This window comes from Streptomyces barkulensis (assembly GCF_002843305.1).
Taxonomy (GTDB): domain Bacteria; phylum Actinomycetota; class Actinomycetes; order Streptomycetales; family Streptomycetaceae; genus Streptomyces; species Streptomyces barkulensis.
On sequence record NZ_PGSG01000095.1, the window covers coordinates 1 to 13,147 of the forward strand.

Genomic DNA, 13,147 nt, shown 5'->3' on the forward strand with positions numbered 1-13,147 from the left:
CAGGGTCTTTGAGAAGTGCCGAGGTGGGCGGTTCGCCTGCTGAGCTCCGGATGTGGCGGCTTGTCGACTTCTGCCAGCGGTGACCCTGGACACAGAACAGGCATGGACGCTGGTGATCATGTGGGTGTCGAGTCCGTATGAGCACCGAGCGAGTCCATGCCTGCGCACCCATCTTCCCGCATGCCGTCATGCCTTCGGCAACTGGGGGACACCCCCGACCCGATCCCGCTGCAGACAGTCGCTGACCTGCGGGGTTTTCTGGCCACGGTGCCCGACCCGCGGGCCCGTCGCGGCATCCGCTCCCCCTGGACGGCCCTTCTCACCGCCGCGGCTGCCGCCGTTCTGGCCGGTGCCGCCTCCATCACGGCGATCGGCGAGTGGATCGCCGACGCCCCCCCAGCACGTCCTGGCCCTGCTCGGATCCCGCCCCGACCCTCCCCCAGCCTCCGGCCGGGAGGTACCCCCACCGGACTGATCCGCCCGCCCCATGCCACCACCGTCCGCCTCGTCCTCGCCGCTGCGGACGGCGACGCCCTCGACCGCGCCATTGGCGACTTCCTCCGGGCACGCAAGGCCCCGAACTCGAAACGGAAGGTCATCGCCGTCGATGGCAAGACCCTCCGCGGTTCCCGCACCACCCGCCGGACGGCCACCGCACTGATCGCCGCGATGACCCACAGCGGCGAGGTCCTTGCGCAACGACAGATCGACGGCAGGAGCAACGAGATCCCGGCCTTCGCCCCGCTCCTGGACGGCGTCGACCTGACCGACGCCGTCATCACGGCGGACGCCTTGCACACCCAGCACGACCACGCCGCCTACCTGCACGAACGAGGAGCGCACTACCTGGCCGTCGTGAAGCGGAACCACCCCGGACTGCATGAGCGCCTCCGCCGCCTGCCCTGGCGCGACATCCGCCTCGACCACGTCGAGCGCACCCGGGCCCGTCACCGCGACGAGATCCGACGCCTGAAGACCGCCGCCTTCGCTCACCTCGACCACCCGCACGCCCGCCAAGCCCTCCAGGTCGTGCGCTGGAGACGCGATCTTGGCACGGGAAAGCTGACGATCGAGCGGATCTACCTGGTCACCAGCCTGCCGCCCGGTGCGGCCGGCGGCCACGAGCCCGCAGCCTGGATCCGCGGCCACTGGCGCATTGAGAACCAGCTGCACCACGTCCGCGACCGCACCTTCCACGAGGACGCCCCGCACATCCGCACCCGGCACCTGCCCCGCATCATGGCCGGCCTGGGGGCACCTCCCGGCCGAAGGCTGGGGGAGCAACCTCGCCATCGGCGTCCACCGCCAGGACGGTCACACCAACATCGCAGCCGCCCTCCGCCGTACCGCCCGCGACCACCTGCGGCCCCTCACCGCCCTCGGACTGGCATGACGAACCCGGACACAAGATCACTTCTCAAAGCCCCTGGGGTGCGGCGGCCCGCCGATGCGGCACGGGAACGCGTCCCGTGGCCCCTCCGGGACCGGCACCCGGTTGCCGGAGAGGACGGCAGCGCGCTTCCCCCGCTTCCTGCCCATCGACGCCAAGTACAAGACGTACACCGAAAAGGCCGTGAACTCCGAGGACCGGGATCGCGGTGCGGTTCCTGCAGTTCGCGCGGGATATCGCGCGGGCTCTGGAGGGAGCCGGGATCGCGGCGTGCGTACTGGGCCGCGAACGCGGCGGCCCCGGGGTGCGGGTCGCGACCATGCACCGGATGAAGGGGCTGGAGTTCCGGTGCGTGGCCGTGGCCGGCGTGAACGACGGCACCGTGCCGATGAAGTCGGCGGTCACTCCGGCGGAGGTCGACGCACAGCAGCACCAACAGGACACGAACAGCGAGCTGAGCCTGCTGTTCGTAGCGTGCACACGGGCACGGGAGGCGCTCCGGGTGTCCTGACACGGCACGCCGAGCCCGTTCCTGGCGCCCGTCATGGGCAGGGACTCCCCCTAGCCCGGCCGGACGGACCTCGTGCGAGGAGTGTGGTGAGCACACGAGGTCCGTCCGGCCCCTGTTCTCAGTACGTGCCGGGATCGTCGTCCAGCATGCGACGGGCCTCCGAGAGGGCGACCGTGTGCGCGAACCACTCCAGCACGACGCAGATCTCCTCCCCGTGCTCCGCGAAGACCTCGACCGGGAAGGAGGGCCGCAGGTCGAGCTCGGCCTCCTCGGCGAACAGGTCGTACCACTGCTGGGCAGACCACTGCGGCCACCTCGCTCGGGACGGTCCGGCACCTCGCCGCCAAGCACCCCCTGACCCGCCGCCTCCAGCGTTCTGTCGCCCGCCCGAGTCCCCTCACCTCACCCGGTGTTCACCGCGGACGGAGAACAACGGCTGCTGCCCCACCCCCTACCCGGGTATCACCGCCGACTTGGCTCCCCGGAGTGACGCCCCGCTCCCCGCCGCCTTCCTACCTTCCCGCCGTCACCACGGACGAGACGGAGGAGAGGGACGGATGCGCCGCTTCAGGAGGACTCTTATCACCGCCCTGCTGACCGCACTGCTGGCCGGCGGCACGGCGGGCCGGGCCGCGGCGAGCGCCCAGAGCCCACCGATCGGTCCGCTCCCCGGCACCGCCGCCTGGCTGGCGGACGGCTTCCCGGGCAAGGAGCCACCGGACCCCGCCACGGCCGGCCCGCACGAGGTCGCGGCCTTCTTCGCCGGTCTGACCGGCGCCCAGCAGCGCGGACTCGTCAGGGACCACCCCACCGTGGTGGGCAACCTCGACGGCGCTCCCGTAGACCTCCGTTACGAGGCCAACGCCCATGCGGGCGACCAGGTCCTGGCGTACGACCCGCGCGGCCGCGGCATGATCGCGCAGGTCGCGGGCGACCTGGAGAACGCCGCCCACATCGCGGTGATCGTCCCCGGCTCGGACACCGACCTCGCCGCGTTCGGCGCCACAGCGCGGCAGGCCGCCGACCTCCAGAAGGAAGCGGGCGACGACACGGCCGTCATCGCCTGGGCCGGCTACACCACCCCCTCCGGTATCGGCCCGGACCTGGCGACGGGCCGGCTCGCCGAGACCGGTGCCGAGCGCCTCACCCGTTTCACCGGCGGCCTGGACGCGGCGGGCCTCCCCGATCCCTCCCTCTTCTGTCACAGCTACGGTTCGGTGGTCTGCGGCCTCGCCGCCTCCGACACCGACGCGAGCGACATCGTCGTCATGGGCTCGCCCGGCATGCGCGCCGACGACGTCACCGCACTCGGCACCGATGCCCGCGTCTGGGCGGCGAAGTCCCCGAAGGACTGGATCGACCGCGTCCCCAACGTCGAGGTCCTGGGCCTGGGTCACGGCGCGGACCCCACCTCGCCCGGCTTCGGCGCGACCGTCCTGCCCGCCGACGACGTCCCGGCACACGACGGGTACCTCACCCCCGGCACCTCCACTCTGACCGCGTTCGCGGCGATCGCCCGCGGAGACCTGCGGTGAAGGCCCCCGCGAAGCTCGTGAAGCTCACCACCGGGATCGACGAACGGACCCCCGCCCACCGCGACCGCGCCGTCGACGGCCTGCGCGCGCTGGCGCTCCTGACCGTCCCGGCCGGGCACTGGCTGCTGGGCGGCTTCACCCTCGACAACGGCGGCGGCCTGCACAACGCCAGCCCGCTGTCCGCGTTCGGCTCGCTGGCCCCCGCCAGCTGGATTCTCCAGATGCTGGGCGTCTTCTTCCTGGTAGGCGGCTACTCCTCGTACCTGTCCTTCCGCCGCCGCACGGGCTCGGTCCGCCGGTGGACCGCCGGCCGCCTCAAGCGGCTGGGCCGCCCGGTCCTCGGCGTCACCGCCGTGTGGGCGCTGCTCCTGCCCACCCTGCACTACGGCCTCGGCGTCCCGACCGCCACACTGCGCACCGCGTCGACCCTGGTCGTCCAGCCCCTGTGGTTCGTCGGCGTCTACGCGGTGATCACCGCCCTCACCCCGTACTGCGCCCGGGCCTCGCGGCGTCTGGGCTTCTGGGCCGCGGCCCCGCTGCTCGGCTGCGTCGCGGTGGTCGACTTCCTCCGCTACGGGCCCTGCGCGGACGCCGTGCCGTCCTGGCTGAGTCTGCTCAACCTGCTCCCGGGCTGGATGTTCGCCTACCAGCTGGGCGTCTCCTGGGCGGACAGGCGGCTGGGCCGGCGCGAGGCGTGGCTGCTGCTCGCGGGCGGCGCGGCCCTGTTCGCCACCCTGCTGCTCGCCTTCCACTACCCGGCGTCGATGGTGGGCGTGCCCGGCCGGTCCCGCACCAACTCCCATCCGCCGTCCCTGCTGGTCCTCGCGCTGGCGGCCGTCCAGTCCGGCGCGGCGATCGCGCTGCGCGACCGGCTGGCCCGGCTGCTCCGTCGCCCCGCCCTGTGGGGCCCGGTGGTGGTCGTCAACCTGTCGGCGATGACGATCCTGTGCTGGCACCAGACGGCGATGCTCGCCGCCGCTGTCCCCGCCTCGCACTTCGGTGAGGTCCCCGGTCTGACCACCGCGCCGGACACGGCCGGATGGATCCTGGCGCGGTCGGCCTGGCTGCCGCTCTTCGCGGGGCTGCTCGTAGTGATCGCGAGGCTCGCCCGGCCCCTGGAGGCCCCGTGGGACCGCGCCGGCACGGTCCTGCGCGCGGCGGCGGGCGTGCTCGCGGCGGGCTTCTTCTACTTCGCCCTCGCGTCGTGAACGAAGTGAACGGCATGAGCGGCGTGTCCGCGCCGCCGTGTCACCGCGGGCCGGGGCCTGCGCGTCCCGCCCCTTGCCCACCGGCTGCGCCGAGCACCTCGGGGAGCCGGACGGAACCGAGCACCACGACACCCTTCACCGAACACCGGAGTGCAACCGTGTCCACAACCGACGAAACCGCTCCGTCACGCCCCGCGAAGGCCGCCGCGAGGCAGCCTTCACCGGAAACCGGCAGCGAGTTCACACCCCTGTTGCGCGGCGTCAGGGAGCAGAAACTGCTCGACCGGCGTACCGGCTGGTACGCACGCACCATAACGGCCAACGCACTCGGCCTGGCCGCCGTCGTCACCGGCATGGCACTCATCGGCGACTCCTGGTGGGTACTCGTTCTCGCCCCCGTCCTCGCCGTCCTGTGTGCCCGCACCGCGTTCATCGGCCACGACGCGGGCCACGCCCAGATCAGCGGCGACCGGGCCACCAACCGCCGCATCGGACTCGTCCACGCCAACCTGCTGCTCGGCATGAGCTACGGCTGGTGGAACGACAAGCACAACCGCCACCACGCCAACCCCAACCACATCGACAAGGACCCCGATGTCGCCGCCGACGTCCTGGTCTTCACCGGCGGGCAGGCCGCCACCCGCACGGGCTTCCGCAACTGGGTCACCCGCCACCAGGCCCGGCTCTTCTTCCCGCTCACCCTCCTCGAGGGCCTCGCCCTGAAGTTCTACGGCTTCCGGGACCTGCGCCGCCGCACCGGCCGCGAACGCCTGGTCGAGGGTGCGCTCCTGACCGCCCATATCGCCGGATACACCGCTCTGCTCCTGACGACCATGCCGCCTGCGCGGGCGCTCGTCTTCGCCGCACTCCACCAGGCCCTGTTCGGGCTGCACCTGGGCATGGCCTTCGCGCCCAACCACAAGGGGATGGACATGCCCGACCCCGACGGCGAGAAGTGGGGCCACCTGCGACGCCAGGTCCTCACGTCCCGCAACATCGAAGGCGGCGTCCTCACCGACTGGTTCCTCGGAGGCCTCAACTACCAGATCGAGCACCACCTGTTCCCCAGCATGCCCCGACCCCACCTGAGGCTCGCCCGGCCCATGGTGAAGGCCCACTGCCGCGATCTCGGCCTGCCCTACGCGGAGACCGGCCTCATCGACTCCTACCGCCAGGCCCTGCGGCATCTGCACGAGGTGGGAGAGCCGCTCCGTGCCGGAACCGGAGGCGTTCGGCGCGCACCGGCCCACGGCCCGGCGCACGGCCCGGCGCACAGCCCGGCACGCGGCCGGGCGCGGCAGTGGCCGCGCGACCGGCACGGGCAGCCCGGCAAGCCCCGCCGCCGCCGTCACGGGAACCGGTGACCGTGGCCGCGCCGAGCCCGCCCGGCGGCCGCGCGCCCAGCCCCCGTCCCGCCGCGCCTAAGCTGGGGCCCATGAACTCAGGGGGAGGGCAGCGCCCGCGTGCGCTGCTCGCCGGCGCGCCGCGCCGGTGGGTGCGGCTACTGCCGTGGGGCGTGGCGTTCGTGCTGTGCGTCGCCCTGCTGCCCACCACCATCCATGTGCTCGGCAACGACTACGGACTGAACGGCGGTGTGGCGAGCACGCTGGCCGTCGCGCAGACGGCGCCGCTGCTGCTCGCCGTCGTCCGTCCGCTGCGCGCCTGGTACGTGATCTTCACCGCGGACGTGGCCGGGGCGCTCGCCATGCTCGCCGTCGGCCTCGAGGAGCGGCTCCTGTGGCCGTTCCCGCCCATGGAGATCGTCGGGTACGTCGGCCTCTGCATCGCCCTCGGCCTGCGCGAGCCGCGCCGGACACTGGTGCTGGTGTGGCTGGCGACGGTGGGCGCGGGCATCGGCCTGGCCTCCGCCGCGCCCCACGACACCAGCGGCAGCACCACCCTGCTCATCGTGCTCAGCGGCGCCGTGCTCGTACTCTGCGGTGCGCTCCGCGAACGGTACGAGGCGCAGCGCAGACTGGCCGAGCAGGAGACGATCAGCGAGGCCGAACGCGGCCGACGGACGCTGCTGGAGGAGCGCGCCCGCATCGCGCGCGAACTGCACGACGTGGTGGCGCACCACATGTCCGTCATCACGGTGCAGGCGGACACCGCGGCGTACCGCCTCGACGGTCTGCCGCCGGACGTGCGGGAGGAGTTCACCTCCATCGCGGCGACCGCGCGCGAGTCGCTCGGGGAGATGCGACGGCTCCTCGGCGTGCTGCGGAGCGAGGAGACGCGCGGCGAGCTCGCGCCCCAGCCGGGCCTGGAACGGATCGGGCAGCTGGTGGAGGCGACGGTGAGGGCGGGCGTACCGGTGGAGTTCACCCCCTGCGACGCCGATGTGCCCGAGGTGGTGGGCCTGGCCGCGTACCGCATCGTCCAGGAAGCCCTCGCGAACGTCGTGCGGCACGCGCCGGGCGCTCCGGCACAGGTGTCGGTGTCGGGGTCCACACCGGAGGCCGCTTCGGGGGACGGCGCGCGGCTCACCGTCCTCGTCGTCAACGGGCCGCCGCCCGCCCCGCCCGCCGCGCCGTTCGAGGAGGACCGCACCGGGCACGGCCTGGTCGGCATGCGGGAGCGGGTGCGGCTGCTGGGCGGCGAACTGGACACCGGGCCACTGCCGGACGGCGGCTTCCGGGTGGCCGCGCGGTTGCCGGTGACGCTGCCGGTGACGCTGCCGGTGACGTCGCCGGTGACGGGGAACGACAGCGAGGGAGCGGCATGACGATCCGGGTCATCGTCGTCGACGACCAGGCCATGGTGCGGGCCGGCTTCGCCGCGCTGCTGGCCGCCCAGAGCGACATCGACGTGGTGGGCGAGGCCCCCGACGGCGCGCAGGGCGTCGAGCTGAGCCGGCGCACCCACCCCGACGTGGTGCTGATGGACGTCCGCATGCCCGAGATGGACGGCCTCCGGGCCGCGCACCACATCCTGGCGCCCCCACCGGGCGTGACACACCGGCCACGTGTCCTGATGCTCACCACGTTCGACGTCGACGACTACGTCTACGAGGCACTGCGGGCGGGCGCGAGCGGTTTCCTGCTCAAGGACGCGCCGCCGGCCGACCTCATCGCGGCGGTACGCGTCGTGGCCTCGGGCGACGCGCTGCTCGCCCCCTCCGTGACACGCCGCCTCATCGCGGACTTCGCCCGGCAGCGTCCCGCCGCCCGGGGCAGGCCCGCGCTGCGGCTCAAGGCTCTGACGGAACGCGAGACCGAGGTCCTCACCCTGGTGGCCCGCGGCCGGTCCAACGCGGAGATCGCGCAGACGCTGGTGCTGGCCGAGCAGACGGTCAAGACGCACGTGAGCCGCGTCCTGAACAAGCTCGGCCTGCGCGACCGCGCCCAGGCGGTGGTCTTCGCCTACGAGTCGGGGCTGGTGGCCCCGGGTGAATAGCCCGGCCCCGGTCGCCTCCGCCGGCAACAGACGGTGCCGGCGGAGGCGATCGGGAAGGAGCGCCGGAAAACCGGGGTGCACAAGGGCACATGCGCCCCGGACAACAGCACCCGCCGCAGACTGCGGACACGGGCCGCGCCGGGTGCGCCCCGCCGCTCCCCGCCGCACCGGCCCCCCTCACCGGCATCCGAACACCGTTGCCACGCACTAGAGTTGCCGCTGAGCACCCGGCCCCCCTCACCGGCATCCGAACACCGTTGCCACGCACTAGAGTTGCCGCTGAGCACAGCGACGGGAGGGTGGGGCATGCTGCCGGAGACATTGACGGCGCTCGCCGCGGCGGGCGGCACCGCGGTGGTCCAGGCCGCCGGGACGGACGCCTGGCAGGAGTTCCGGCAGCGGGTGGCCGCGTGGTTCGGCCGCGGGGAGCAGGAGCGGGAGAGCACCGAGCTCGAACGGCTCGACCGCACCGCCTCCGAGCTCCGTCCGGCGGCGCCACCGGACGGCGGGCAACCGGACACCGTCGCGTCGCAGCAGGCCCGTATCCGGCAGGAGGCGCTCTGGCAGGCCCGTTTCGAGGCGCTGCTGGAGAACCTGCCCGACACCGAGCGGGACCGTGCCGCCGGAGAGCTGCGCGACCTGCTGGCCGACCCACCGGCCCCGGGTGTGTCGGCCGGAGCGGGCGGTCAGGCCGTCGGTGGCGACCTGCACGTGCGCGCCGAGGGCGGATCGGTCGCCGCCGGCGTCATCCACGGAGGTGTCCAGATGGGCCACCCTCCGCAGCCGGATCCGTCCCGGGGCTGAACGGACCGGCGCACCACAGCCCGCCTCCCCCCGCACCACCGTCCCCACCCCCGCCCGCGTACGGCGTGTGGGCCAGTGACCACAGTCTGGCCGTCGGTCACGCCGACCAGGTCACCCACTACGCCGCCGCTCGCCCGCCGGCCACCTGGCCGCACCGGGTGGGTGTCGTGCCCCCGCTGGCACGCCGCTTCCGGGAACGGCCCGGGCTCGCGCCCGAGCTGCCCGGCGACGGCGCCCCGCGCACCCAGGTGCTGGTCGGCGCGCCCGGCACGGGCAAGACCCAGCTGGCCGCGCGGCACGCCCACACCGCCTGGCAGCACAAGAGGCTGGACCTTCTCGTCTGGGCCACCGCGTCCCGCCGTTCCTCGGTGGTCTCCGCGTACGCACAGGCGTACGGCGACATCACCGGAACCGACCCGGTCGACGCGGAGCGGGCCGCGCAGGCGTTCCTGGCCTGGCTGCGGCCGGACGGAGCGGGAGCCGCCTGCCGGTGGCTGGTGGTGCTGGACGACGCCGCCGACTTCTCCGCCCTGGGCGATCTGTGGCCGCCGCAGGACCGGCCCACCGGGCAGACCGTGGTCACCACCCGGCGCAGGGACGCGGCCCGTGAGTCCCCGGGCCGGCGGCTGATCGCCGTCGGCCCGTTCGCGCCCGGCGAGGGCGCCGCCCACCTCGCCGAACTGCTGGCCGGGTACGGTCGGCAGGAGGACCCGGCCGAGACCGCCGCGCTGGCGGCCGAGCTGGGCCACTCCCCGCTGGCCCTGTCCCAGGCCGCGGCGAGGCTGGCGGCCGGCGACCTGGACTGCGCCCGCTACCGCCGGTTGCTCACCGGCGGCGGACGGCCGCTGTCCGAGCTGGTGCCCGGGCCCGGAGCCCTGCCCGACGGTCAGCCCGCCGGGATGCACGAGGTGTGGCAGCATCTGACCGAGCAGGCCGTACGGTCCGATCCGGATGGGCCGGCCCGCCCGCTGACGGCGCTGCTGTCGGTGTTCGACGCCGCCGGTGTCCCCGAGGAGGTCTTCGACACCGTGCCCGCGCGGGCCTGCTTCGACGCGCTGCGCACGGTGCCCCGCCCCGAACGGGCGGACCACCGGCAGCAGGTGGTCTCCGCCCTGGAGCTGCTGCACCGGCAGGGGCTGGTCGAGCGCACGACCGCGGAGGGGCGGCAGGTCGTACGCTGCGACCGGGTCATGCAGCGGGCGCTGCGTGACTGGCTGTCGCAACGGGAGGCGGACGAGCTCGCCCGGACGGCCGCCGACTGCCTGGTGGCGGTGGCGGCGGCCGACGGGACGGACGCCGGGCTCGCCCGGCTGCTGTACGCCAACTGCCGCGAGCTGGTGCGCCGTCACGAGACCGCCCTGCTCGGCCGGCCCTCGGCGCGGCAGCAGGCCGCGGCGGCCGGCGGCCTGGACCGGCTGTTCGGTCCCCCGCCGGACACGCGGGTGCACGACATCCTGATCGTCGTGCCCCGGCTACTGGGGCGGCACGGCGACGCGGATGCCGCGCGCCGCCACTTCACCTGGCTGGCCGGCGAGGCCGGCCGCCGTCACGGGTCCCGTGCGCATACGGCCCTCCTCGCCCGGGGAGAGGCCGCCCACTGGCGGGGAGTGGCCGGGGACGCGCCGGGGGCCGCGGCGGAACTGGCCGCGGTGGCGGCCGAGCAGCGGGCAGCTCATGCCCCGGGTGACGACGTCCTCGCGTCCTTCGAGACGCGATCACGGCTGGCACACTGGCGGGGCGAGGCGGGCGACCCGGCCGGGGCCGCCGCGGTGCTGGCCGAACTCCTCCATGATCAGGCGCAGCTGTACGGCCGCGACCCCCGGGGCCAGAGTCTGGTGGGCCTGTTCACCACGCGCCGCGAGCTGGCACACCGGCGCGGGGAGGCCGGTGACCCGGCCGGGGCCGCCGCGGCACTGGGCGAGCTGCTGCGTGACCAGCTGCGCGAGCTGCACCGGCAGAAGGCCGAGTCCTTCACCCCGTACGACGATCCGCTGGTCCACCCGCTGCACGGACCGGACCACCTCGGGGTCTTCACCACCCACGGCCGGCAGGCCTACTGGCTGGGGCGGTCGGGCGACGCGGCGGGCGCCGTGGCCGAGCTGACGCATCTGCTGGCGGAGCAGAGGCGGGTGCTGGGCGAGGCCCACCCCGACACACTCGCCACCGGGCGATCGCTCGACCGGTGGCGGAGCGGCGCCTGACCCGCGGCGGTGCGGTGGGGCACCCCCCACCCCGCCGGGCGGCCGGGCGGCCGGGCCGCGCGGCACAAGTGGGCCACCGCTACCCTGGGTAGCGGTGGCCTCCTCCACGAGGTGTCGCGGTGGAGGGGACACGCCTCCATCAGGGTCACGGCGGACCGCTACGGCCCCGAGCGCCTGCCGGCAGGTGCCCGGGGCCGTCTTCGACGGTGGCGGGTCAGCGGATGCCGAGGCTCCGTAGGGCGCGGTGCTGACTCGGTGCTGACCCCCGTTGCCGTCCGTTCCGATCCGCTCGGGCCCGTCGTGCTGGTTCGGTGCTGACCTCCGCCAACCGTCCCGGGGCACCGGTGCCCTCCCCGCACCACTCTCCCCATCCAGAGGGCCGCCTCTCACCGAGGGTGACCGCCTACCAGAGGAACGGACAACGCCTTTGGCGCGGCCGCTCCTCCTCCATACCTTCGTCCTCGCAAGAGGATCAAGTCATCCGGAGGCATCATGACCGAGCCGCTCCGGGATGTCGCCACCCTGGCCGAGTTCCTCGGGAAACCCGTCTCCTGGGTCTACGACAACCACGCCAAAGAAGCCATCCCCGGCTTCCGCATCGGCCGGCAACTGCGCTTCTCCCCCGTCGAAGTCCGGGAGTGGATGGAGCGCAAGTGCCGCACAACGGCATGAGCAACACACACTCCACTCCATGAGCATCTTCCAACCTGACGGTGATTGGAAAATGCTCAATTATCTCGGAAAATCAACCCCCCACCCAACCGCTAGTGCCGTGACCAGGAACGTTCACCGGGGTGAGGTTGTGGTTGAAGTTTCCCCGTGATCTCGGACACGTCGTCGTTACGCCGCGAGGGCCTGATCCTGCTGGTAGCGCAGGCGTGTCTCGTGGGGTGTGAGGTAGCCCCAGTGGACGTGCTTGCGCAGGCGGCGTCTGTTGTAGAAGGTCTCGATGAAGTCGAAGATGCCGGCGCGGGCGGTCGCGCGGTCGGGCCAGAAGCGGGTGCCGATCTCCTCTTTGAGTACAGCCCAGAAGCTCTCCGCGGCGGCGTTGTCGAAGCAGCTCCCGGTCCGGCCCATGCTTTGCCTGTGCCCCGACATGGCGATTCTGTCGCGTAGTTGGCGGGAGGTGTATTCCGGTCCGCGGTCGCTGTGGATCACGCAGCCGGGTTCCAGGCGGCCCAGGGCTGCGGCCATGTCGAGCGCGCCGACGACGAGTTCGGCGCGGTGGTGGTCGGCCATCGAGTAGCCGATGACCTCGCGCGTGGCCAGGTCCAGCCACGAGGCGAGGTAGAGCCAGCCCTCGGCGGTGGGGATGTAGGTGATGTCCCCGACGATCTTCGTGCCGGGGCGGGTGGCGTTGAAGTCCCGGCCGATCAGGTCCGGCGACGGGGCGGCTTTGGTGTCGGCCTTGGTCAGGCTGCGACGGCCGGTGCGCCGGCTGTTCCCGGCGATGCCGTGCTCCCGCATGACCCGTGCCACCCGCTTGCGGTTGACCAGCCGGTCCTGCCGGCGCAGTTCGGCGGTGACGCGCGGGACGCCGTAGTTCCGCCGGGAGGCGAGGTGGATCACCGTGATCTCGTGTGCCAGGGCCTCATCGGCCCGCCGCCGCGCTTCGCGGGCTTCGGCTCCGGCCACCCACGCGTAGTACGTGGACCGCGCGGTCTTCATCACCTTGCACAGCAGCGTGACCGGGTAGTTCGCCTTCTCCGCGTGGATGAACCGGCATATCGCGCTCACCGGTCGCTCTCCTTCGCGAAGAAGGCCGTCGCTTTTTTCAGGATCTCGATCGTCTTCGCCTGCTCAGCGGTCAGCTTCCGCAGCCGCTTCAGCTCCTCGTCCCGGTCGTCGGCACTCTGCCCGGCCCGCCCGGCCACGGGACCGGATCCGGTGTCCTGAGCGGCGCGGGCCTTCTTCACCCAGCCCCGCAGGGACTCCGAGCTGACCCCGAGCTCCCGGGCGACCTCGGTCACCGTCCGGCCCGACGACCGCACGAGCTCGATCGCGTCCCGCTTGTACTCGTCCGAGTACCGCTTCGTGTACTTGCTTCCCACCTGGCACTGCTTCCTCTGGGCTCTCACGTCCCAGTTTCCAGGTGTCCAAGA

12 protein-coding genes are annotated in these 13,147 nt (G+C 73.2%); 10 read left to right on the forward strand and 2 right to left on the reverse strand.

What is annotated here, in order from left to right; translation table 11 throughout:
* The first annotated feature begins 180 nt into the window (after window positions 1–180).
* The 10 genes from CUT83_RS20120 (at window position 181) to CUT83_RS20165 (ending at window position 11,717) form a co-directional block, all read left to right on the forward strand.
* Complete coding sequence (locus CUT83_RS20120) at window positions 181–1,722, forward strand: ISAs1 family transposase (RefSeq protein WP_241524815.1); 1,542 nt, start codon at window positions 181–183, stop codon at window positions 1,720–1,722.
* The gene (locus tag CUT83_RS20125) at window positions 1,608–1,901 is read left to right on the forward strand and encodes a 3'-5' exonuclease (protein ID WP_439145007.1); all 294 of its coding nucleotides are present in this window, start codon (window positions 1,608–1,610) and stop codon (window positions 1,899–1,901) included. The genes CUT83_RS20120 and CUT83_RS20125 overlap by 115 nt, the downstream gene beginning before the upstream one ends.
* 557 nt (window positions 1,902–2,458) lie before the next feature.
* The gene (locus tag CUT83_RS20130; protein WP_101257262.1) at window positions 2,459–3,436 is read left to right on the forward strand and encodes an alpha/beta hydrolase; all 978 of its coding nucleotides are present in this window, start codon (window positions 2,459–2,461) and stop codon (window positions 3,434–3,436) included.
* Window positions 3,433–4,644 (forward strand): acyltransferase family protein, encoded by a 1,212-nt coding sequence (locus tag CUT83_RS20135; protein ID WP_101257263.1) that lies wholly within the window; start codon window positions 3,433–3,435, stop codon window positions 4,642–4,644. The genes CUT83_RS20130 and CUT83_RS20135 overlap by 4 nt, the downstream gene beginning before the upstream one ends.
* Window positions 4,645–4,802: 158 nt before the next feature.
* Complete coding sequence (locus CUT83_RS20140; RefSeq protein ID WP_101257264.1) at window positions 4,803–6,008, forward strand: fatty acid desaturase family protein; 1,206 nt, start codon at window positions 4,803–4,805, stop codon at window positions 6,006–6,008.
* 71 nt (window positions 6,009–6,079) lie between these two features.
* Window positions 6,080–7,369 (forward strand): sensor histidine kinase, encoded by a 1,290-nt coding sequence (locus tag CUT83_RS20145; RefSeq protein WP_101257265.1) that lies wholly within the window; start codon window positions 6,080–6,082, stop codon window positions 7,367–7,369.
* Window positions 7,366–8,040: a response regulator gene (locus CUT83_RS20150; protein WP_101257266.1), complete on the forward strand. Its 675-nt coding sequence runs from the start codon at window positions 7,366–7,368 to the stop codon at window positions 8,038–8,040. Before CUT83_RS20145 ends, CUT83_RS20150 begins: the two co-directional genes overlap by 4 nt.
* Before the next feature lie 306 nt (window positions 8,041–8,346).
* Complete coding sequence (locus CUT83_RS20155; RefSeq protein WP_101257267.1) at window positions 8,347–8,844, forward strand: hypothetical protein; 498 nt, start codon at window positions 8,347–8,349, stop codon at window positions 8,842–8,844.
* Window positions 8,845–8,909: 65 nt separating this feature from the next.
* Window positions 8,910–11,045: a tetratricopeptide repeat-containing protein gene (locus CUT83_RS20160; protein ID WP_101257268.1), complete on the forward strand. Its 2,136-nt coding sequence runs from the start codon at window positions 8,910–8,912 to the stop codon at window positions 11,043–11,045.
* Between the two features lie 492 nt (window positions 11,046–11,537).
* On the forward strand, window positions 11,538–11,717 hold the full coding sequence (locus CUT83_RS20165; protein ID WP_101257269.1) for a helix-turn-helix domain-containing protein: 180 nt from the start codon (window positions 11,538–11,540) through the stop codon (window positions 11,715–11,717).
* 168 nt (window positions 11,718–11,885) lie between these two features.
* Here CUT83_RS20165 and CUT83_RS20170 read toward each other — a convergent pair whose 3' ends face one another.
* On the reverse strand, window positions 11,886–12,782 hold the full coding sequence (locus CUT83_RS20170; protein ID WP_101257270.1) for an IS3 family transposase: 897 nt from the start codon (window positions 12,780–12,782) through the stop codon (window positions 11,886–11,888).
* Window positions 12,779–13,147, reverse strand: a 369-nt coding sequence (locus CUT83_RS30365; RefSeq protein ID WP_206606928.1) for a transposase, incomplete at its 5' end; no start/stop codon positions are given. The genes CUT83_RS30365 and CUT83_RS20170, both read right to left, overlap by 4 nt.

Excerpts from the sequence above, each read along its gene's own strand:
- CUT83_RS20120 (WP_241524815.1), top strand. The coding sequence starts at position 181 with ATGCCGTCATGCCTTCGGCAACTGGGGGACACCCCCGACCCGATCCCG.
- CUT83_RS20130 (WP_101257262.1), top strand. The coding sequence starts at position 2,459 with ATGCGCCGCTTCAGGAGGACTCTTATCACCGCCCTGCTGACCGCACTG.
- CUT83_RS20145 (WP_101257265.1), top strand. The coding sequence starts at position 6,080 with ATGAACTCAGGGGGAGGGCAGCGCCCGCGTGCGCTGCTCGCCGGCGCG.
- CUT83_RS20150 (WP_101257266.1), top strand. The coding sequence starts at position 7,366 with ATGACGATCCGGGTCATCGTCGTCGACGACCAGGCCATGGTGCGGGCC.
- CUT83_RS20155 (WP_101257267.1), top strand. The coding sequence starts at position 8,347 with ATGCTGCCGGAGACATTGACGGCGCTCGCCGCGGCGGGCGGCACCGCG.
- CUT83_RS20165 (WP_101257269.1), top strand. The coding sequence starts at position 11,538 with ATGACCGAGCCGCTCCGGGATGTCGCCACCCTGGCCGAGTTCCTCGGG.